21 protein-coding genes are annotated in these 19,132 nt (G+C 63.2%); 7 read left to right on the top strand and 14 right to left on the bottom strand.

Annotation, left to right across the window (positions count from 1 at the left end; translation table 11 throughout):
• Window positions 1-92 precede the first annotated feature (92 nt).
• Window positions 93-1,466 carry a metalloprotease PmbA gene (pmbA, locus tag S4A8_RS01460; RefSeq protein WP_353218737.1) on the top strand — a complete coding sequence of 458 codons (1,374 nt, stop codon included), beginning with the start codon at window positions 93-95 and terminating at the stop codon, window positions 1,464-1,466.
• 397 nt (window positions 1,467-1,863) lie between these two features.
• Here the strand turns inward: pmbA and mgtE are convergent, their stop codons facing one another.
• The 14 genes from mgtE to S4A8_RS01390 form a co-directional block, all read right to left on the bottom strand.
• On the bottom strand, window positions 1,864-3,228 hold the full coding sequence (gene mgtE, locus S4A8_RS01455) for a magnesium transporter (protein ID WP_353178059.1): 1,365 nt from the start codon (window positions 3,226-3,228) through the stop codon (window positions 1,864-1,866).
• A gap of 240 nt (window positions 3,229-3,468) precedes the next feature.
• A complete protein-coding gene (ptsP, locus tag S4A8_RS01450) occupies window positions 3,469-5,208 on the bottom strand; it encodes a phosphoenolpyruvate--protein phosphotransferase (RefSeq protein ID WP_353218736.1) in 1,740 nt (579 codons plus the stop codon).
• A 37-nt stretch (window positions 5,209-5,245) separates the two neighbouring features.
• Window positions 5,246-5,515 carry an HPr family phosphocarrier protein gene (locus tag S4A8_RS01445; RefSeq protein WP_353178063.1) on the bottom strand — a complete coding sequence of 90 codons (270 nt, stop codon included), beginning with the start codon at window positions 5,513-5,515 and terminating at the stop codon, window positions 5,246-5,248.
• A gap of 46 nt (window positions 5,516-5,561) precedes the next feature.
• Entirely contained in the window at window positions 5,562-5,960 is a 399-nt protein-coding gene (locus S4A8_RS01440) for a PTS sugar transporter subunit IIA (protein WP_353218735.1), read from the bottom strand.
• A gap of 24 nt (window positions 5,961-5,984) precedes the next feature.
• Complete coding sequence (rapZ, locus tag S4A8_RS01435; RefSeq protein WP_353218734.1) at window positions 5,985-6,842, bottom strand: RNase adapter RapZ; 858 nt, start codon at window positions 6,840-6,842, stop codon at window positions 5,985-5,987.
• Window positions 6,843-6,954: 112 nt separating this feature from the next.
• Window positions 6,955-7,953: an HPr(Ser) kinase/phosphatase gene (gene hprK, locus S4A8_RS01430; RefSeq protein WP_353218733.1), complete on the bottom strand. Its 999-nt coding sequence runs from the start codon at window positions 7,951-7,953 to the stop codon at window positions 6,955-6,957.
• Window positions 7,954-7,968: 15 nt separating this feature from the next.
• A complete protein-coding gene (locus S4A8_RS01425; protein WP_353178070.1) occupies window positions 7,969-8,433 on the bottom strand; it encodes a PTS sugar transporter subunit IIA in 465 nt (154 codons plus the stop codon).
• Between the two features lie 72 nt (window positions 8,434-8,505).
• On the bottom strand, window positions 8,506-8,838 hold the full coding sequence (hpf, locus tag S4A8_RS01420) for a ribosome hibernation-promoting factor, HPF/YfiA family (protein WP_353178071.1): 333 nt from the start codon (window positions 8,836-8,838) through the stop codon (window positions 8,506-8,508).
• A gap of 42 nt (window positions 8,839-8,880) precedes the next feature.
• Window positions 8,881-10,335: an RNA polymerase factor sigma-54 gene (locus S4A8_RS01415; RefSeq protein WP_353218732.1), complete on the bottom strand. Its 1,455-nt coding sequence runs from the start codon at window positions 10,333-10,335 to the stop codon at window positions 8,881-8,883.
• Window positions 10,332-11,099 carry an LPS export ABC transporter ATP-binding protein gene (gene lptB / locus S4A8_RS01410; RefSeq protein WP_353218731.1) on the bottom strand — a complete coding sequence of 256 codons (768 nt, stop codon included), beginning with the start codon at window positions 11,097-11,099 and terminating at the stop codon, window positions 10,332-10,334. The genes S4A8_RS01415 and lptB overlap by 4 nt, the downstream gene beginning before the upstream one ends.
• Entirely contained in the window at window positions 11,096-11,623 is a 528-nt protein-coding gene (gene lptA, locus S4A8_RS01405) for a lipopolysaccharide transport periplasmic protein LptA (RefSeq protein WP_021031283.1), read from the bottom strand. Before lptA ends, lptB begins: the two co-directional genes overlap by 4 nt.
• Window positions 11,598-12,152 (bottom strand): LPS export ABC transporter periplasmic protein LptC, encoded by a 555-nt coding sequence (gene lptC / locus S4A8_RS01400; protein WP_353218730.1) that lies wholly within the window; start codon window positions 12,150-12,152, stop codon window positions 11,598-11,600. The genes lptA and lptC overlap by 26 nt, the downstream gene beginning before the upstream one ends.
• Before the next feature lie 12 nt (window positions 12,153-12,164).
• Window positions 12,165-12,674, bottom strand: a complete 510-nt coding sequence (locus tag S4A8_RS01395; protein WP_353178078.1) for a KdsC family phosphatase — start codon at window positions 12,672-12,674, stop codon at window positions 12,165-12,167.
• The gene (locus tag S4A8_RS01390; protein ID WP_353218729.1) at window positions 12,671-13,648 is read right to left on the bottom strand and encodes a KpsF/GutQ family sugar-phosphate isomerase; all 978 of its coding nucleotides are present in this window, start codon (window positions 13,646-13,648) and stop codon (window positions 12,671-12,673) included. The genes S4A8_RS01395 and S4A8_RS01390 overlap by 4 nt, the downstream gene beginning before the upstream one ends.
• A 149-nt stretch (window positions 13,649-13,797) precedes the next feature.
• Here S4A8_RS01390 and S4A8_RS01385 point away from each other — a divergent pair, with 149 nt between their 5' ends.
• The 6 genes from S4A8_RS01385 (at window position 13,798) to hisD (ending at window position 19,067) form a co-directional block, all read left to right on the top strand.
• Window positions 13,798-14,736: an ABC transporter ATP-binding protein gene (locus S4A8_RS01385; RefSeq protein ID WP_353218728.1), complete on the top strand. Its 939-nt coding sequence runs from the start codon at window positions 13,798-13,800 to the stop codon at window positions 14,734-14,736.
• A complete protein-coding gene (locus tag S4A8_RS01380) occupies window positions 14,733-15,488 on the top strand; it encodes an ABC transporter permease (RefSeq protein ID WP_353178083.1) in 756 nt (251 codons plus the stop codon). Before S4A8_RS01385 ends, S4A8_RS01380 begins: the two co-directional genes overlap by 4 nt.
• 73 nt (window positions 15,489-15,561) lie before the next feature.
• Complete coding sequence (locus S4A8_RS01375) at window positions 15,562-15,804, top strand: BolA family protein (protein WP_353178085.1); 243 nt, start codon at window positions 15,562-15,564, stop codon at window positions 15,802-15,804.
• Between the two features lie 28 nt (window positions 15,805-15,832).
• Window positions 15,833-17,125 carry a UDP-N-acetylglucosamine 1-carboxyvinyltransferase gene (murA, locus tag S4A8_RS01370; RefSeq protein WP_353178086.1) on the top strand — a complete coding sequence of 431 codons (1,293 nt, stop codon included), beginning with the start codon at window positions 15,833-15,835 and terminating at the stop codon, window positions 17,123-17,125.
• Window positions 17,122-17,766: an ATP phosphoribosyltransferase gene (gene hisG / locus S4A8_RS01365; protein WP_353218727.1), complete on the top strand. Its 645-nt coding sequence runs from the start codon at window positions 17,122-17,124 to the stop codon at window positions 17,764-17,766. Before murA ends, hisG begins: the two co-directional genes overlap by 4 nt.
• Window positions 17,766-19,067, top strand: coding sequence for a histidinol dehydrogenase (hisD, locus tag S4A8_RS01360; RefSeq protein ID WP_353218927.1), 1,302 nt, complete (start codon window positions 17,766-17,768; stop codon window positions 19,065-19,067). Before hisG ends, hisD begins: the two co-directional genes overlap by 1 nt.
• The last annotated feature ends 65 nt before the right edge of the window (window positions 19,068-19,132 follow it).

Below are 19,132 nucleotides of genomic sequence, written 5' to 3'. Positions count from 1 at the left end.
GCATAGCCTGACTGGCGCCGACGTTGCGTATTCGGTCTTTGCGGCGCTAGGGTTGGCGGCTTGCCCCGTGTTCTTCTTGAGAGGCCTTTTGCATGGTCGCGACCTCTGCCGATGCTCGCCCCGCCGAGCGCACCGACAACGGCCTGCCGTCTTTGACCTGGCTGGAAACGCGTACGCGCGAACTGCTCGAGCAGGCGGCACACGGTGGCGCCGATCAGGCTGAAGTCTCGCTGTCGGCCTCGCGTGCACTGTCGGTGACCGCACGGGCGCGCGAGCGCGAATCCGTCGAACACGAAGGCGATCGGGCCGCGAGCCTGACCGTCTATCGCGGCCAGCGCAGTGGCAGTGCCTCGACCACAGATCTGAGCAGCGATGGGCTGCGCGCCGCGCTCGATCAGGCGCTCACCATCGCGCGTTTTACCGAGCCGGATGACTATGCCGGGCTTGCCGAGGCCGAACTCATGGCCCGCACGCGCCCCGAGCTGTCGCTCTATCACCCGTGGTCACTGGATGCCGGGCGGGCACTGGATATGGCGCTCGAGCTCGAGGCGGCCGCGCTCGACTACGACCCGCGTATCGCCCAGACCGAAGGCGCGACCGTGGCCAGCCAGGATGGCATCAGCGTATACGGCAACAGCCATGGGTTCGTGGCGGGTGAACGCGCCAGCCGGCATGCCTTGAGTGTCCAGCCGCTGGCCAAATCCGAGCGTGGCATGCAACGCGAAGTCGCGTTTTCCCAGGCCCGCCATGCCGAGGATCTACAAACCCTGACGGCGGTCGGGCGGCTTGCCGCCGAGCGCGCGGTATCGCGCCTGCACGCAAAAACACCGCCGACCACGACCGCCTCGGTGCTGTTCACGCCGCGGGTTGCGCGCGGGCTGTGGGGACATCTGATCGGCGCGATCAGCGGCGGCGCGCTTTATCGCAACGCCAGTTTTCTCAAGGACAAGATCGATCAATCGATTGCGGTGCCGACACTCACCCTCAGCCAGCACCCGCACCGCCCGCGCGGGCTCGCCAGTGCCGCTTTCGATGGCGATGGCGTGGCCACCACCGAGCGCACTCTGGTCGAAGATGGCGTACTGCGCGGCTATGTACTGTCCGCCTACACGGCCCGCCGACTGGGGCTCACGAGTACCGGCAACGCAGGCGGTGTGTTCAATCTGGACGTCGCCCCGGGCAGCGAAGATTTCGATGCGCTCGTGGCCGGCATGGGGCGTGGACTCGTGGTTACCGAACTCATGGGCCAGGGCGTGAATCTGGTCAATGGCGATTATTCGCGTGGCGCGGCCGGTTTCTGGGTCGAGAATGGCGAGATCGCCTATCCGGTCGAAAACGCCACCATCGCCGGCAATCTGGCGGATATGTATCGCGACATTGCAGCACTTGGCAGCGATGTGGATCTCGGCGCCGCCTTGCGCACGCCGTCGGTGCTGATTGGGTCGATGACGATCGCCGGCCAGTGATTCTGTCTTGCGGAAATAGTCCGTAAACGAACGCGAAGACACGCAAATAAGGCAGTCGCCTGGGTTGGCTCGGGCTGCGGATCGCGAGCCGACAGACAAGCGCCGCCAAGCATTCAGGGCGAATCGCTTGCCGAGGCAACGTCGTTTTGTGGATTACGCTTCGCTAAGCCAACTTGCACGTCGTTCGGGGTGCTCGAATGGTCACCCATCATTTACGCGCTTGGCGTGCATTTGCGGACGTTTTCTTTTGGCCGAAGAACACACGCCAATACGCAATCGCCGGTTGGCGGCTTGAATCACTAAGGTCGGATCTTCAACAGGCGCTGCGCTCATTACGAGATTACGCTGCACACGTTTAACTCACGACGCGCTTATTCGAGCTACGAGGCGGGCCCGGTTAGCGCAACAGAAACAGCGTGCCGAGGCCGAGAAAGGCGCCGAAGCCGATGACATCGGTAATGGTCGTGAGCACGACAGAGCCCGCCAGGGCCGGGTCGATGCCCATTTTCTTCATGGCCAGCGGAATGGCGACGCCGGCGATGGCAGCGCCAATCTGGTTGATGATCAGTGCCACCGCGATGATCACGCCGAGCGTGGGGTTGCCGAACCAGACCTGGGCGATGACGCCGACAACCGCCCCCCACAGCACGCCGTTGATCACGGCCACGGCGAGTTCCTTCATCAGCAGGGTGCGCGCGTTGCCGAAACCGATCTGACCGAGCGACAGGCCGCGAATCATCAGGGTGAGTGTCTGTGAGCCGCCGATTCCGCCCATGCTGGCCACGATCGGCATGAGCACGGCCAGGGCGACCACTTGCGATAGCGTGGCTTCGAACAGGCCCACGACCTGCGCGGCGAGAAAGGCGGTGAGCAGATTCGCGCCCAGCCAGGTGGCCCGTCGGCGCGCACTACGCGCGATCGGTGCGAATACGTCTTCTTCTTCGTCGAGGCCGGCCATGCTCATGATCGAGTGCTCGGCTTCGTCGCGGATCACGTCGACCACGTCGTCGATGGTGATCCGGCCGACCAGTTTTTCGTTTTCGTCGATCACCGGTGCCGAGATCAGGTCGAGATCCTGAAAGCGCTTGGCGACCTGGGCGGCCGACATGTCCACCGGCAAGGCTTCGATATCGGTGTTCATGACCTCGGAGACGTCGCGCTCCGGGTCGAGCGTGAGCAGTTTGGCGAGCGTGAGCATGCCCAGATAACGGCCATAGCGCGAGATCACGAACAGCGATTCGGTATCGTCGGGCAGGGTGCCGCGCTGTTGCAGATAGCGGCGCACGACATCCAGCGACACGTCCGGGCGTACCGTGATGGTGTCGTTGTTCATCAGGCCGCCGGCCGAGTCCGACGGATAGGACAGCACCGCTTCCAGACGTTCGCGGTTGTCCAGGTCCATCGTGTGCAGGACTTCACGGGTGACCTGTTCGGGTAGATCCTCGATCAGGTCGGCGAGGTCGTCGATCGGCATGCCTTCGGTGGCCGCGAGCAGAACCTCGTCGTCGAGGGCATCGATGAGCTCGGCACGCACCTCGTCGTTGACGTGCAGCAGCGTTTCGCCGTGATCGTCTTCGGGCACCAGACGCCAGACCAGCTCACGCTTGGTGCGCGGGATGGATTCCAGCAGCAAGCCGATTTCGGCCGGCGAGAGCGAGTGCAGCATCGGTTTGAGCCGACGCATGCGCCCGGATTCCAGCGCCTCGTTGATATGCGCGAGCCGCGATTCCATCTGGTCTTCAGTGGTCTTGGCGTCGCTCATCGCAGCGCATATCCGAAACAGTGAGTGGCTTGTTAGAAAATAGCAGAAAAATACGGATTTTCCTGCGCTTTTTATGCCCTGACAGCGATCGCCGACGCAATCGCGACAGTGCAGACCGCAGGCCATGGGTCAGACCTGCAACCGATCAGGATAGTGCAGCCGTGTTGCAGCGACGCGACGTATCAGCCGCGGGCGACGCGAACCGTGTCGTCCCGGCTGTGGCGATTCGATTCGGGCGTATCAGCCGGCCAGTTGCTGGCTAAGCGCTTCCAGGGCCTCGCGATAGGCCTGCGAATCGGTCAGGGAGAGGATTTCGCGTGTCCGGTTTTTCAAGGCGTCGACATCGGCATTCATGATCGTGCGCTTGACCTCGAGCACGCTGGCCGGATGCATGGAAAACTCGGTCAGGCCCAGGCCGAGCAACAAGGCGGTATAGCGCTTGTCGGAAGCCATTTCACCGCACATGGATACGCTGATACCGGCGGCGTCGCCGGCTTCGATGGTCATACGAATGAGCTGCAGCACTGCCGGGTGCAGCGGATCGTAGAGGTAGTTGATTTCGTCGTCGATACGATCCATGGCCAGGGTGTACTGGATGAGATCGTTCGTGCCCAGCGAAAAGAAGTCGCAATACTGGGCCAGCAGCGGCGCGGCCAGGGCCGCGGCCGGCACTTCGATCATCGCGCCCACCTGCAGCTGGGCATCGAAATCCAGGCCATCACGGCGTAGCTCGTTCTTGAGCTCGTCGATCAGGTGGCGCGTCTGGCGCATCTCCTGAATATTGGACACCATCGGCAGCATGATGCGTAGATCGCCCTCGGCCGAGGCCCGCAGCAGTGCGCGCAGCTGGGTACGAAACAGGTCGGTTTCCTTCAGACACAGGCGGATCGCACGCAGGCCGAGCGCCGGATTGCTCGAGGTCTTGCCGACATTGCGGCCGATGGTCTTGTCCGCGCCCAGATCCAGCGTACGAATGGTGACCGGGCCATCCACCGAGCGCAGCACGCGTCGATAGGCGGCCAGCTGTTCTTCTTCGCCGGGCGTTTCGTCGCGGTTCATGTACAGGAATTCGGTGCGATACAGGCCCACGCCTTCCGCGCCCACTTCGGCGGCATCGGCGCTGTCGTCGGGCAGTTCCACGTTGGCGAGCATGCGCACGCGCACGCCGTCGGTGGAGATCGCCGGCTCGTCGCGCAGCATGCCGAGCATACGCCGATAGCGCGCATCGCGTTTTTGCCGATGGCGATAGAACTCGAGCGCGGCCTCGTCCGGGCCGGCGAGTACATGGCCGGCCTCGCCGTCGACCACCACGATTTCGTCGTCGACCAGCAGGCGTCGGGCGTTGTGCATGCCCACGATGGCGGGAATACGCAGACTGCGGGCAAGAATCGCCGAATGCGACAACGGCCCGCCGTGCTCGGTCACGAAGGCCGCCACGCCCTGCTGGTGCAGCAGGATGATGTCGGCGGGCGTGAGCTCGTCGGCCACGATGACCGGCGGCGGCGCGTCGTCGGCCTCGCGCGTTTCGATGGTGCGTTCCTGCTTGAGCAGAATACGCTGGATGCGCGCGGTCACGTGGGCGACATCGTCGCGACGCGTACGCAGGTAGCTGTCGTCCATTTGGTCGAACACCGCGGTCAGGTGTTCGGCCTGCATCTTGAGCGCGGCCTCGGCGTTACAGCGGTGCTCGCGAATGAGCGAGCAGACCGTGTCGGTCAGGGCGCTGTCCTGCATCATCAGCAGATGGGTTTCGATGAAGGCGCCGATTTCGGAGGGCGCATTCGCCGGAATCTGTTCGCGGATGTCGGCGAGCTGGTCGCGTGCGTCCTCGAGCGCGCTCTGAAAACGCGCGATCTCGGCTTCGACATGGTCGGGCGAGATCGAATATTCGGGAATATCCAGATCGGTGCCATGCACGCGATGCACGGCGCCGATGGCCACGCCACGCGATACGCCGATGGCGGCCAGCCACAGGCTCATAGTCGTGTCGGGTTGTCTGAGTGCAGCGCGCGCACGGCTACTGGCCTTCGCCGAAGCGATCGCGCACCAGTTCGTCGAGGGCGTCGAGCGCGGCCTCGGCGTCGTCGCCCTCGGCGGTGACCTCGATACGCGAGCCGCGGGCGGCAGCGAGCATCATCACGCCCATGATCGACTTGCCCGATACTTCGCGCCCATCCTTGGCTACCCGGATATCGGCGTCGTACTGGGACGCGACGGTGACAAACTTGCTGGCAGCCCGCGCATGCAGGCCGAGCTTGTTGACGATGGCGAGTTCACGGGTGGGCATAACGAGGGTCGTCGTGTCGATAAAGGAAAACGAAAAAAAAGGCTAATCAGTGCTCGGACGGTACCGGGCAGGCCATGACGCCGGCCCGGCCGGCCTCGATCGCGGAAGCGGCCAGATCGTCGAGCGCAAGTTGCGGGTAATTGTAAACGCGTACCAGCATTGACAGGTTGATGCCGGCGACCACGCGCGCGCCGTATTCGCCGGCCGCGCGCGTGGCGATATTGCTGGGCGTGGAGCCGAACGCGTCGGTGATGATCAACACGCCGTCGCCTTCGTCCAGGCGCGCCAGTGCGGCATGCGCGGCTTCGCTGCGTTCGTCCGGATCGTCGTGCCGATGCACTTCGAGTACTTCGGTGGGGCGCGACAGGTCGCCGATCATGCCGGTGACCGTATCCACGAAGTGGGCGCCGAGACGGCCATGGGTAATCAGCAATACGCCAATCACGAGGCCATCTCCGCTACGAGGGGGCTAGTGCAGTTCATTGTGTCTTACCAGCGTCTGGGCATAGGTTTCGCGCAGGCGGCGCGCCAGCTGTTCGATGATATAGACCGAACGATGCTTGCCGCCCGTGCAGCCGACTGCAATCGTGACATAGGCCCGGTTTTCGCGCGCGAATTCGGGCAGCCAGCGGCTGATGAAGCCGTGAATATCGTCGAGCATCGCGCGCGTTTGTGGCTGGGCTTCCAGATGTTCGGCCACCGGCGCGTCCTGGCCGGTCAGCTCGCGCAGTTCGGGCACCCAGTGCGGGTTCGGCAGACAGCGTACGTCGAACACGAAATCCACCGCCTGGGGCAGGCCGTACTTGAAGCCGAACGACTGCAGCAGAATCGATAGCTCGCCGCTGGCCCCGCCTTCAACGCGATTGCGAATGATATCGCGCAGCTGATGGATATTGGTGTGGCTGGTATCGATCGATACATCCGCACTTTCGGCGATCGGCGCGAGCAGTTCGCGGTCGGTCTGTACGGCATCGATCAACGACGTGTGATCGTCGGTCAGCGGATGCTTGCGCCGGGTTTCCGAGTAGCGCCGCAGGATCGTATCGGTATCCGCGTGCAGATAGATCACCTCGATAGCGATACCGGCATCGCGCAGCGAACGGATACGCTCCTGGAAGCGGGCGATCTCGTCGCGCCGCGAACGTGCATCAATGCCCAGGGCCAGGCGATCGAAATCCAGCCCCTGGCGATTGAGGGTATCGGCCGATACCTCGCTGAGCAGGCCGAGCGGCAGGTTGTCGATACAGTAATAGCCCAGGTCTTCGAGCATGTGCAGCGCGACCGATTTGCCCGAACCGGCCAGACCGCTGACGACGATCAGTCGCATGATTCACCTTCAGAATTGAATGCGCATGGCGCGTGCTTGCGCGTTATTGTGACCAAGCTGCAAGCGCGGTGCGAATACCGGCTATGCCTGCGTGCCGATGCGCGTATGTGCTTCATGATTCGTACGCAGCCGCACTGGCGGCCATGGCCTGACTCTGACGGGTGGCGAACTGTTCGTCGCTGTAATGACCCTGCATACGCAGCAGATGATCGCGACAGGCGGCTTCGACCAGCACCGCCAGATTATGGCCCACGGCGACCGGCAGAGTGATTTCCGGAATATCGACATCGAGTATGCGCCGCTGCGTGCGTGTACCGGTCAGCCGGTCGGGCGCATCCAGCGTGCCCGACTCGGGGCGCACCAGCCGGATAATCAGGCCGAGCTGTTTGCGGCGCTTGATCGCGGCCTCGCCGAACATGGCGCGGATATTGAGAATACCCAGCCCGCGTACTTCCAGAAAATCCTGCAATACCGGTGGGCAGCCGCCGTTGAGATCGTCCGGGCCGAGCAGCGCGAATTCGGGCGCATCGTCGGCGACCAGTCGATGGCCGCGGTTGATCAGCTCCAGGGCGAGTTCGCTCTTGCCCACACCCGGATCGCCGGTGAGCAAAAGCCCGATCGAAAGCACCTCGAGGAACACGCCGTGTACGGTGATCTGGCGTGCCAGTGCTTCGCCCAGAAAATGGCGCAGGCGGTAGGCTGCACGATGGCCGCTGGCCGCGGTTTCGAATACCGCGATCCCGGCATGCTCGAACGCTTCGCGCAGCGGCGCGATCAGCGAGCGGCCATCGGCGACCACCACGAGCTTGGTCGCGCCCGAGATCACCCGTTCGAGCACATGGGTCAGCTGTGCGTTGTCGATGCTGTCGAGATAGGCGGTCTCGGGCTCGCCGATGACCTGCACCTGGGGCGGATGGATGAAATTGAGATAGCCGACCATGGGAATACGTCGGCCATCGATACGGGTGGCGCCGAGCGTGGCCTGGCCGCCAATTTCGCCAGGCCAGTGCAAACCGAGGGACGACTTCAGACGCGCGAAAACGGTTTCGACCGCGACCCGTCGAGTCGCGAGCGATTCGTCATCGAACAGATCGTCGCCGGGTCGTGCCACCGGTTGCGGCCCCGATCAGGCCTCGCTGGTATCGCGAGCGATCAGCGTCTTGTAAAGGGTGTCGTCGTCGCCGGCATCACGCAGATCGGCCAGCGTCTGGTTTTCGGAAAACAGTTCGGCCAGGCGGCGCAGCAGCTTGAGGTGTTCCTCGGTGGATTTTTCCGGCACCAGCAGGCCGAAGACCAGATCCACTGGCTGTTCGTCGTTGGACTCGAAATTCACCGGCTGGGGCAGACGCATGAAGGCGCCGATGCAATCGTCGATGCCCTTCATGCGGGCATGCGGAATCGCGACCCCGTCACCAATACCGGTGCTGCCGAGTTTTTCGCGGGAGATCAGGCCGTTGAAGATTTCACTGGCGGTCAGGTACGGGGTGCCCTGGGTCAGGATCTCGGCCAACTGCTCGAGCGCGCGCTTTTTGCTTTGCACGTCGTCGGCAAGGCGTACGCGCTCGGGCGCGACGATATCGGCGATGTTCATAAACTTCCTTTAACGATACAAAATGCGTACGGCGATCCGGCCATTGGCACAGCGCCAATGGCCGGACGCGGTCTAACCGGCGTTCAGGTCCAGATTCGCGTGGCGGGCCTGCCGGTTGTGATGATTCTTTTCCTTTTCCTTGTGCTTGAGCGTTTGCCGATCAAGCTTGTCGACCATGCCGTCGATGGCGGCGTACATGTCGTCCTGGGTACATTCGGCATGCAGCGTGGCACCGCGAACCTGCATGGTCACTTCGGCCTTGTGTCGGACCTTTTCGACCTCGAGTACGACTTCGGCATCGATTACGTCATCGAAATGCCGCTCGATGCGTTCCATCTTGGACGCAACATAGTTATGCAGCGCTTCGGTCATGTCGATGTGATGCCCGGAGATGTTCAGGTTCATCAGGTACTCCTTGTCGGCTTGGGAAAGCACATGTGAAGCAGTTCAGCTGGCCTGCCGGCGTCGTTCGTGCGACGGCGCGATCGACAGGGCCTCACGATATTTGGCCACCGTACGGCGGGCGACCTGGATTCCGTTTTCCAGCAACAGTTCGGCGAGCTTGCTGTCGGACAGCGGTTTGCCGGGACGTTCTTCGGCGACCATGCGCTTGATCATGGCCTGGATCGCCGTGGCCGAGGCGCTACCGCCGTCGGTGGTGGATACGTGGCTGGAAAAGAAATACTTGAGTTCGAAAATGCCGCGCGGGGTCTGCATGTATTTATTGGCGGTCGCGCGTGAAACCGTGGATTCGTGGATATCGAGTTGTTCGGCCACATCGCGCAGCACCAGGGGTTTCATCGCCTCTTCACCATATTCCAGAAAAGCGCGTTGTGCTTCAACAATCGTTTGTGCGACCTGAAGCAGGGTGTCGTTACGGCTTTTCAGGCTGTTGAGAAAGAAGCGGGCCTCCTGCAAATGCGACTTGAGCGTGGTCTGGTCGGCGCTCTTGTCGGCGCGCTTGATCAGGGCCAGGTACTGGCTGTTGATGCGCAGACGCGGCGCGATCTCGGCATTCAACGATACCTGCCAGCGTGACGACTGGCGGGTGACGAATACCTCCGGGACCACGTAATTTGATTCGTGGTCGCTAAACGCTTCGCCGGGCTGTGGCTGCAGGGTCTGGATCAGCGCGATCGCGCGTTCCAGATCCTCGGTTTCGATGCCGAGCCGGCGCGCCAGCGCGCCGCGGTCGCGCGATGCCAGGCATTCCAGTGGTTCGTTATCCACGATGCGCAGCGCGATATCGCGCGCGGGCGTGTCGTCGGGCATCTGATGCAGTTGAATGCTCAGGCATTCGGCGAGGTTGCGCGCAGCCACGCCGGGCGGGTCGAAGCGGTGAATCTCGGTCAGCACAGCTTCGATCGCGGCTTCGTCGGTTTCGAAATCCCGGGCCAGCCGCGGTGCGAGTTCCTGCCAGTCGTCGAGCAGGCCGCGTTCGTTGATGGCATCGATCAGATGATCGGCAATCGCACGCTGTACGTCGCTAAAGCGATGCATGTCCGCCTGCCAGGTCAGATGGGCGTGCAGATCGGGCGTGCTGGTGAGGTTGGCCTGGCGATAGTCCCAGTAGTCTTCGTCGTCGCTGGTGGGCGCCGGCGCGGGTGCTGCGCTACCGGAATAGATATCGTTCCAGTCGGCGTCCACAGGCAGGTTTTCGGGGATATCGGCGCTGGTGTCGCTGGCGCTGCGCTGGGTTTCAGCGGCTTCCGCGCGTGTGGCCTCACGGGCGTCGATTTCGTCGTGGCCGTCGTCGGCCTCGAGCATGACATTGGTTTCCAGCGCTTCCTGGATCTCGGTCTTGAGATCGAGCGTGGACAGCTGCAGCATGCGGATCGCCTGCTGCAGCGCAGGCGTCATCGTCAGGCTTTGCGACAGATTGAGGTTCAGCGACTGTTTCATAGTCGGAAATCCTCACCCAGATAGACCTCGCGCACCTTGCGATCGGCCAGAATCGCCTCGCCGGGGCCGTCGGCGATCACCGCGCCGTCACTCAGGATATAGGCGCGCTCGCAGATCGAAAGCGTTTCACGCACATTGTGATCGGTGATCAACACGCCGATGCCGCGGTTTTTCAGATGCGTGATGATGCTGCGGATATCGCCGATGGAAATCGGGTCGATACCGGCGAATGGCTCGTCGAGAAGCATGTACTGCGGCTGCGCAGCCAGTGCTCGGGCGATTTCCACCCGCCGGCGCTCGCCGCCGGACAGATTGATGCCCTTGGAGTCGGCGATATGGCCGATCGAGAGTTCATCGAGCAGGGCCGCGAGTTCGCGATCGATATCGGCTTTTTTCAGGCCCGGGCGCAGTTGCAGAATCGCGCGGATATTGTCGGCGACCGAGAGCTTGCGAAAGACCGAGGCCTCCTGCGGCAGATAGCCGATACCCAGCTTGGCCCGCGCATGCATGGGCAGACCGATGAGATTGCGTTCGCCCAGCATGATCTGGCCGGAATCGGGCGTAATCAGCCCCACGATCATATAGAAAGAGGTCGTTTTGCCCGCGCCGTTGGGCCCGAGCAGACCGACGACCTCGCCGGGCGCCAGCGACAGGCTGACGTTTTCGACCACGGCGCGCCCCTTGTAGCGCTTGCTCAGGTTTTCGGCGACCAGCCGCTGGCCGTTCGCCGCCGGGGCGGGGCTTTGGGCTGCGGTTCGGCTCACGGCTGGTCTTTCCCGGACTCGGGCTGAATGGTGATGCGTACGCGTTCGTTGTTGGAACTGCCGCGTTCGGCCTGGGTGCGCTCGGTATCCAGATTGTGGCGAATCACCTGGCCGTTGATCTCGTCGCCGCCGCGCCGCACGACCGCATTGCCGCGCAATACGATGGTGGAATCGTTGTTGGCGTACTCGATCTGGCTGGCGTGGCCGGTGACCACGTCGTCGCCTTCGCGGTCCGGCTGCTTGTCGAACTTGGCCGGGCTGCCGTCGAGAACGGCCTTGATATTGCCGCGATCGTTAATGCGTGTAATCACGAGCTTGTTGCCGGTGAGCGTGAGCCCGCCCCGGGTGAGCACGACATTGCCGGTGTAGGTGCTGGTGCCGCGCTGCTGGGACAGATCCGCGTTGTTGGATTCGATATGAATCGGCAGCGGCTGCTGCGCGAACGCCGCGGCCGGCGCCAGCACAAGTGCGAGCACGGCCAGGGCGCGAGCGATACGGCTATGGCGTGTAGGTGACTTGTACATTTTCGAGCAGTCTCAACTTGTCCGTTTTCAGGTTGACCACCATGCCATCGCCTTCGACCCGCTGGCCGGGCTGGGTGGCGGTTACATGCGCCTGGGTATCGATACGATCACGATCGGGGCGCACCCAGGCGTTGTCGGTGACGATCTTGACCACGTCGCCGTCGACCCTGGGATGGCGGCCGGTGACCCCGTCATAGAGGTAGATATCGCGTTCGCCGGGCGGTATCCGCCCCTGTTTCGCGGTGACGTCCCAATACGTTTTCGTGCCTGCAAGGTAGTGTACGTCAATATCCGTGAGCCGAGCCGAGTCGTCCGGGAAGTGCAGACTCTCGGCCACGGTCATGCGATAGGCGAGGTTTCCCTGGTCGTCCATCTGGCGTACCACGGCATCGCTCATGTAGTAGTCGCTGTTGTCGGGCGTGGACAAGCGCGGCTTATCGGTGTCGGTACGGGCGCGGTCGAGCCCGACCACGCGCAGCCCCAGCAAAACGGCTGAAATGGCGAGCAGGATGGCGACGATGCGTAGCATGGGCGCGTATGGCTAGTGGGCGTTATGGGCGGCGATGATCAGTTCGCAGGCTTCGCGAACCGCGCCCTGGCCGCCCTCGAAACGACTCACCCAGTGGGCGGTTTCGATGACTTCATCGACCGCATTGGCCACGGCCATGGCCAGGCGGGCCTGGCGCATCAGCCCCAGGTCGGGCAGATCGTCGCCCATGACCGCGGCCTGGTCGGGCGTGAGTTCGAGTTCGGCCAGCAGGGCTTCGAAATCCAGCTGCTTGTCGTGGCTGTCGAGATAGATGTAATCCACGCCCAGGGCATGCAGGCGGGCGGCCACCGCCGGCGATGGGCGGCCGCTGATTGCGGCCACGGCAACGCCGGCCGCCTGTAGCCGCTGTATGCCCAGTCCGTCACGTACGTGCATGCTCTTGATCTCTTCGCCGTGGTCGTAGAGATAGAGCTTGCCGTCGGTCATCACACCGTCGACATCGAATACCGCGACACGAATGTCGGCAGCACGCTGTTGTATTTCGCTGGCCTCGGGTTTCATATCACTCCGGCTCGCAGGAAGTCCTGCATGTTGAGCGCCCCTTGGGGACGATTATCGGCATCTACTACCAGTAATGCACCGCCGCCGATCCGATGCGTCTGCAGCATGCGTACCGCCTCGGCGGCGAGCATGTCGGCGGTCACGGTCTTGGGCGAACGGGTCATGTATTCGGCAATGCCGGCATGTTTGATGTCGATGTCCTGATCCAGTGTGCGACGCAGATCGCCATCGGTAAACACGCCGGCCAGCCGGCCTTCGGTATCGACCACGCCGGTCATGCCCAGCCCCTTGGCGCTCATTTCCAGCAGCGCTTCGCGCAGCAGCGCGCTTTCGGGCACGAGCGGCAGCCGGTCGCCGGTATGCATGATATCGGCCACCGTCAGCAGCAAGCGTCGCCCGAGCGCGCCGCCGGGGTGCGAGCGGGCGAAATCCTCGGCGGTGAAGTGGCGTGCTTCGAGCAGGGCGATTGCCAGTGCGTCGCCCATGACCAGCGTCGCGGTGGTCGATGCGGTGGGCGCGAGTTCCAGCGGGCAGGCCTCGATTTCCACGGCCACGTCGAGATGGACATCGGCCCGGCGCGCCAATGTGGACTGGGCGTTGCCGGTCATGGCGATCAGCGGCACGTCGAGCCGCTTGATCAGCGGCAGAATGGTCAGAATCTCGCCCGTCTCGCCGGAATAGGACAGGGCGATCACGACGTCCTCGGCGGTGATCATGCCCAGATCGCCGTGGCTGGCCTCGCCCGGATGTACAAAGAATGCGGGCGTGCCGGTGGAGGCCAGGGTGGCCGCGATCTTGCCGCCGATATGGCCCGATTTGCCCATGCCGGTCACCACCACACGGCCACGGCAACCCAGCAGCGTTTCGGCGGCGGCGGCAAACGAGGCATCGATACGCGAAGCCAGTGCGGCTGCGGCCGCGGCCTCGATATCGATCACGCGGCGCGCCGAGTGGAGAATGTCCTGTGTGTTCATGGCCACTATTCTAGCGTAGCTGCGAATCGCCAAGATATTGTTCGTTCAGGCTTTCGCAGCGCGGCGGTTCGGGTTGCGGTCGTTGGCGTATGCAGGTTTGCATGCGCCCCGTATAATGCGCGCCCTTTTGCTCGACTTGCGCGGCTGCGATGACCGAACCCGCTATCTCCATACAGAATGTCGAAAAGCGCTACCCGAGCACGCATGCGCTCAAGGGTGTGTCTTTCGATATCCGTCCGGGCGAATATTTCGGCCTGCTGGGCCCCAACGGCGCCGGCAAGTCCACCCTGATCAGCATCATCGCCGGATTGACCCATGCGACGTCCGGCAATGTGGCCGTACTTGGCCACGATGTGCGGCGCGATTTCCGCCAGTCTCGGCGCGCGCTGGGCGTGGTGCCGCAGGAGCTGGTCTACGACCCGTTCTTTCCGGTGCGCGAGATGTTGCGTATCCAGGCCGGTTATTTTGGCTGCGGCAAGGATTACTGGCCCTGGATCGATGAGCTGCTCGAGCGCCTGGACCTGACCGACAAGGCCGAGGTATCCATGCGCGCGCTCTCCGGCGGCATGAAGCGGCGGGTGCTCATCGCCCAGGCGCTGGTGCATAAGCCGGGCGTGGTGATTCTCGACGAGCCCACCGCGGGCGTGGATGTGGAACTGCGGCGCACGCTCTGGCATTTCACCCGCGAGCTCAACGATGCCGGTCATACCATCGTGTTGACCACGCACTATCTGGAAGAGGCCGAGGAGCTGTGCGACCGCATCGCGATTCTCGACCAGGGCCGGTTGTCGGTGCTCGAGGACAAGCGCGCCTTGCTCGACCGGCATCCGTATCGATTTTTGTCGCTCCAGCTGTCCGGTCAGGGCGGCGCGCTGCCGGCCAGTGTCGAGCGGCTCATCGAGGATCGCCACGACGATACGCTCGAACTCAAACTCGAGCAGGGCAAGGATTTCATTGCCGATGTCATGGAAGCGATCCGCGATGCGGGCTATCGCATACAGGATGTACGCACCCGTGAGCCGTCGCTGGAGAACATCTTCGTCGAGCTGACCGACCACTCGCACGACCACGACGAGGACGCCGCATGAACTGGCAGGGCTGTTTCACGCTTTTTTCCAAGGAAGTCCGCCGCTTCTACAGTGTTATTCTGCAGACCGTGGGCGCGCCGGTGGTCACGGCACTGCTCTACATGGTGGTGTTCGGCCAGGTGCTTCAGGGCCAGGAAATCCAGGGCGTGCCGGCGTCGGCGTTTCTGGTGCCGGGGCTGATGATGATGAGCATCATCCAGAACTCCTTCGCCAACACCTCGTCGAGCCTGACCCAGTCCAAGATCAACGGCAATCTGGTGTTTTTGCTGATGACGCCGCTGTCGGCCTTCGAGATCTATCTGGCCTATATCGGCGCCTCGCTGGTGCGCGCGACACTGGTGGCGGTGGTGTTGTATCTGGTCACCCAGCTGTTCGTGAGCGTGCCGGTATCGAATCCGTTGCTGGTGGCCACCATGCTGGTGTTCGGCGGGGGTACGCTGGCCGTGATGGGTCTGATCGCCGGTATTCTCGCGAACAAGTTCGACCATCTGGCCGCGTTTCAGAATTTCTTCATCATGCCGCTGTCGTTTCTGTCCGGCGTGTTCTACTCGATTCATTCGCTGCCCGAGTTCTGGCAGAAGGCCTCGCACTTCAATCCGTTCTTCTACATGATCGATGGATTCCGGCAGGGCTTTTTCGGGGTCGGTGACAGCGATCCGTTGCGCAGCGTGGTGGTCGCGGCAGCGTTTTTCGTATTCGTGTCGTCGATCTGTGTGACCATGCTGGCCAAGGGTTACAAGATCCGCGGCTAGCGTGGAAAAGCGGCCGCCAGCGGGTCGCTCGTGCTAGCATTTCGCGCTGCGTTTTTTCCAACGAACCCGAATCATGTATAGCCCGGAAGCCGTACGCGAACTTATCGTATCCGCCTTGCCCGACGCCGATGTGAAGATCGTGAGCGACGACGGCGTGCATTTCGCCGGCCGGATCGTGAGCGAAAGTTTCGAAGGCAAGCCGCCGGTCAAGCGCCAGATGATGGTGTACGCCGCGCTTGGCGAACTCATGGGCAACGAAATCCATGCCCTGACCATGAAGACCTGGACGCCCGACGAATTCGCCGCCGCGTCCTGATAACACCGACTTTTTAGGATTACGCGCGATGGATCTACTGCGCATCGAGGGCGGGCCGCCGTTGAACGGCAGCGTGCGTGCCTCGGGGGCTAAAAACGCCACCCTGCCGATCATGACCGCGGCATTGCTCATCGACGAGCCGTTGCTGGTGGAAAACGTGCCGCATCTGGAAGATGTGACCACCACCAACGTACTGCTCGCGCATATGGGCGTGTCGGTGACCATTGGTGACTACATGGTGGTCGAGGCCGATGCCTCCACGATCACCCGCTGTGTCGCGCCTTATGATCTGGTCAAGACCATGCGCGCCTCGATTCTGGTGCTGGGCCCGTTGCTGGCACGCCACGGCGAGGCCGAAGTGTCGTTGCCCGGCGGCTGTGCGATCGGCGCCCGCCCGGTGGATATTCATCTGCGCGGCCTGGAGGCCATGGGCGCGGAAATAAGGGTCGAGGCCGGCTATGTGAAAGCGCGCTGCAGCCGGCTCAAGGGGGCACGTATCGCCATGGATACGGTCACCGTCACCGGTACCGAAAACCTGATGATGGCGGCCACGCTGGCTGACGGCGTCACGATTCTCGAAAATGCCGCCCGTGAGCCGGAAGTGGTGGATCTGGCCCGCTGTCTGATCGCCATGGGCGCGGAGATCGAAGGTGCCGGCACGTCCACGATTACCATCCGCGGCAAGAAGAAGCTCCACGGCGCGCGTCATCGCGTGCTGCCCGATCGAATCGAAACCGGCACCTTTCTGGTGGCCGGTGCGGCCAGCCGGGGTCGGGTCAAGGTCACCCATACCGATCCGAGTCTGGTCGATGCGATCACCGACAAGCTTGCCGAGGCGGGCGCGCATATCGCCACCGGCAACGACTGGATCGAAGTCGACATGCGTGGCAAGCAGGCGCGGTCGGTCAATCTGCGCACGGCGCCGTATCCCGGGTTTCCCACCGATATGCAGGCGCAGTTCTGTGTGCTCAACGCGCTCGCGGACGGGGTGGGTACGGTCACGGAAACGGTGTTCGAAAATCGTTTCATGCACGTATCCGAGCTGCAGCGCATGGGTGCGAAGATTCGCCAGGAAGGCAATACCGTGATCGTGACCGGTATCCAGCGCCTGACCGGCGCGCCGGTGATGGCGACCGATCTGCGCGCCTCGGCTTCGCTGGTGATTGCCGGCTTGGTCGCCGATGGTTCGACCGACGTGCGGCGGATCTATCACATCGATCGCGGCTATGAATGTATCGAGGAAAAGATGGCGCAGCTGGGCGGGCATATTCAGCGTCTGCCCGATCGCGCGCCGGTGACCGCGCGTGAGGTGAGCGCATGAGCCGCCAGATCACGCTCGCGCTTTCCAAGGGGCGCATTCTCGAAGCCACGCTGCCGCTGCTGGCCGCTGCGGGTATCGAGCCGGAGGTCGATCCGGACAAATCGCGCAAGCTGGTGTTCGAGACCAACCGGCCCGGCCTGCGGCTGCTCGTGATTCGCGCCTCGGACGTGCCGACCTTCGTGGCCTACGGCGCGGCCGATATCGGCATTTCCGGCAAGGACGTGCTCATCGAACACGGTGGCGCCGATCTCTACGAGCCGCTGGATCTGGGAATTGCCTGTTGCAAGCTCATGACCGCTGGCCTGCCGGGGGCAATGGATGCAGCCGGCCATCGCCCGCTGCGCGTGGCCACCAAATACGTCGAAACCACGCGGGCTTATTTCTCGCGGCTCGGCCGGCAGGTCGAGATCATCAAGCTCTACGGCTCGATGGAGCTGGCACCGCTGGTAGGGCTGGCGGATGTGATCGTGGACCTGGTGGATACGGGTAACACGCTGCGCGCCAACGGCCTGGAGCCGTTCGAGGTGATCGAGGACATCAGTGCGCGGCTGGTCGTCAACAAGGCGGCCCAGAAGATGAAGCATGCCGAGATCGGTGAACTGATCGAACTGTTCGATCCGAAGGCCGGAGGTCTGGCGTGATGCGGCGTCTGGACAGTGCTTCGGCCGACTTCGAGTCGCAATTCGAAGCGTTGATCGATAGTGATACGCCGGCTCAGGCCGAAATTGATAGTCGCGTGGCCGCCATCATTGCCGATGTGCGCGCACGCGGCGATGCGGCAGTCGTCGAATACACCCGCGAACTCGATCGCCATCCGGCCAGCGACATGGGCGCGCTGGAAATTGCGCCCGCGCGTCTGGCCGCCGCCCTCGAGGCGATGCCGGCCAAGCCGCGTGCTGCGCTGGAAAGCGCGGCCGATCGTATTCGGCGCTATGCCGAGTCGCAGAAGATTACGGCCCAGGCCTACGAGGACGAATACGGCAATCGGCTGGGCCAGGTCGTGCGTGCAATCGAACGTGCCGGCATCTATGCGCCGGGCGGCAAGGCAGCCTATCCGTCGAGTGTGTTGATGAACGCCTTGCCGGCGCAGGTGGCCGGCGTGTCGGAAATCGTGATGGTCTCGCCCGCACCGGGCGGCGAGGTCAACGACTGGGTGCTGGCCGCGGCCGCGCTCGCCGGCGTCGATCGGTTCTTTACCATCGGCGGCGCCCAGGCGGTTGCTGCGCTGGCCTATGGCACCGAAAGCGTGCCCGGGGTCGACAAGATCGTGGGCCCGGGCAATGCCTATGTGGCGGAAGCCAAGCGTCAGGTATTCGGCCGGGTGGGGATCGAGTCCGTCGCCGGGCCGTCCGAGGTGCTGATTCTCGCCGATGGCAGCGGTGACCCGGACTGGGCCGCACTCGATTTATTCGCCCAGGCCGAACATGGCGAGGATTCGCGCGCGTTGCTGATCAGCCCGGATGCCTCGTTTCTGACTGCGGTCGAAGCCGCGGTCGCACGTCTGCTCGAAGACCAGCCGCGCCGCGACATCATTCGTGCATCGCTGGCCAATCACGGCGCATTGATCGCGGTCGCCGATATGGCCGAGGCGCTTGCGCTGTCCAATCGTATTGCCCCGGAACATCTGGAGTTGGCTGTCGCCGATCCGGATGCGTTGCTGGACGGCATCCAGCACGCGGGCGCGATCTTCATGGGCCATCGCACGCCCGAGGCGTTTGGCGACTACTGCGCCGGGCCCAATCACGTATTGCCCACCGGGCGCACGGCGCGTTTTTCGTCGGCGCTTGGCGTTTACGATTTCCAGAAGCGGCTGTCGATCATCCAGGCCAGTCCGGCAGGCGCGGCCGCCTTGGCTCCGGTCGCTGAAGAGCTGGCACTCGGTGAAGGTCTGTATGCCCACGCCGCCTCGGCGCGGGTACGTGCCGGCAATCCACAGGGCTGAGTCAGCTGTGATTACGTCGCGCTGTGCTATACTTTTCAGACTCCTTGCGGCGTCCTGCTACGCTG

It is taken from the genome of Salinisphaera sp. S4-8 (assembly GCF_040361235.1).
GTDB lineage: Bacteria > Pseudomonadota > Gammaproteobacteria > Nevskiales > Salinisphaeraceae > Salinisphaera.
Note: the sequence above shows the minus strand (reverse complement) of the source record. Positions and strands in the feature narration are given on the sequence as shown.

What these genes read in the sequence shown, in the direction of transcription:
- pmbA (WP_353218737.1), top strand. Translation starts at nt 93, where the DNA reads ATGGTCGCGACCTCTGCCGATGCTCGCCCCGCCGAGCGCACCGACAAC.
- mgtE (WP_353178059.1), bottom strand. Translation starts at nt 3,228, where the DNA reads ATGAGCGACGCCAAGACCACTGAAGACCAGATGGAATCGCGGCTCGCG.
- ptsP (WP_353218736.1), bottom strand. Translation starts at nt 5,208, where the DNA reads ATGAGCCTGTGGCTGGCCGCCATCGGCGTATCGCGTGGCGTGGCCATC.
- S4A8_RS01445 (WP_353178063.1), bottom strand. Translation starts at nt 5,515, where the DNA reads ATGCCCACCCGTGAACTCGCCATCGTCAACAAGCTCGGCCTGCATGCG.
- rapZ (WP_353218734.1), bottom strand. Translation starts at nt 6,842, where the DNA reads ATGCGACTGATCGTCGTCAGCGGTCTGGCCGGTTCGGGCAAATCGGTC.
- S4A8_RS01425 (WP_353178070.1), bottom strand. Translation starts at nt 8,433, where the DNA reads ATGAACATCGCCGATATCGTCGCGCCCGAGCGCGTACGCCTTGCCGAC.
- hpf (WP_353178071.1), bottom strand. Translation starts at nt 8,838, where the DNA reads ATGAACCTGAACATCTCCGGGCATCACATCGACATGACCGAAGCGCTG.
- S4A8_RS01415 (WP_353218732.1), bottom strand. Translation starts at nt 10,335, where the DNA reads ATGAAACAGTCGCTGAACCTCAATCTGTCGCAAAGCCTGACGATGACG.
- lptA (WP_021031283.1), bottom strand. Translation starts at nt 11,623, where the DNA reads ATGTACAAGTCACCTACACGCCATAGCCGTATCGCTCGCGCCCTGGCC.
- lptC (WP_353218730.1), bottom strand. Translation starts at nt 12,152, where the DNA reads ATGCTACGCATCGTCGCCATCCTGCTCGCCATTTCAGCCGTTTTGCTG.
- S4A8_RS01395 (WP_353178078.1), bottom strand. Translation starts at nt 12,674, where the DNA reads ATGAAACCCGAGGCCAGCGAAATACAACAGCGTGCTGCCGACATTCGT.
- S4A8_RS01390 (WP_353218729.1), bottom strand. Translation starts at nt 13,648, where the DNA reads ATGAACACACAGGACATTCTCCACTCGGCGCGCCGCGTGATCGATATC.
- S4A8_RS01385 (WP_353218728.1), top strand. Translation starts at nt 13,798, where the DNA reads ATGACCGAACCCGCTATCTCCATACAGAATGTCGAAAAGCGCTACCCG.
- S4A8_RS01380 (WP_353178083.1), top strand. Translation starts at nt 14,733, where the DNA reads ATGAACTGGCAGGGCTGTTTCACGCTTTTTTCCAAGGAAGTCCGCCGC.
- S4A8_RS01375 (WP_353178085.1), top strand. Translation starts at nt 15,562, where the DNA reads ATGTATAGCCCGGAAGCCGTACGCGAACTTATCGTATCCGCCTTGCCC.
- murA (WP_353178086.1), top strand. Translation starts at nt 15,833, where the DNA reads ATGGATCTACTGCGCATCGAGGGCGGGCCGCCGTTGAACGGCAGCGTG.
- hisG (WP_353218727.1), top strand. Translation starts at nt 17,122, where the DNA reads ATGAGCCGCCAGATCACGCTCGCGCTTTCCAAGGGGCGCATTCTCGAA.
- hisD (WP_353218927.1), top strand. Translation starts at nt 17,766, where the DNA reads ATGCGGCGTCTGGACAGTGCTTCGGCCGACTTCGAGTCGCAATTCGAA.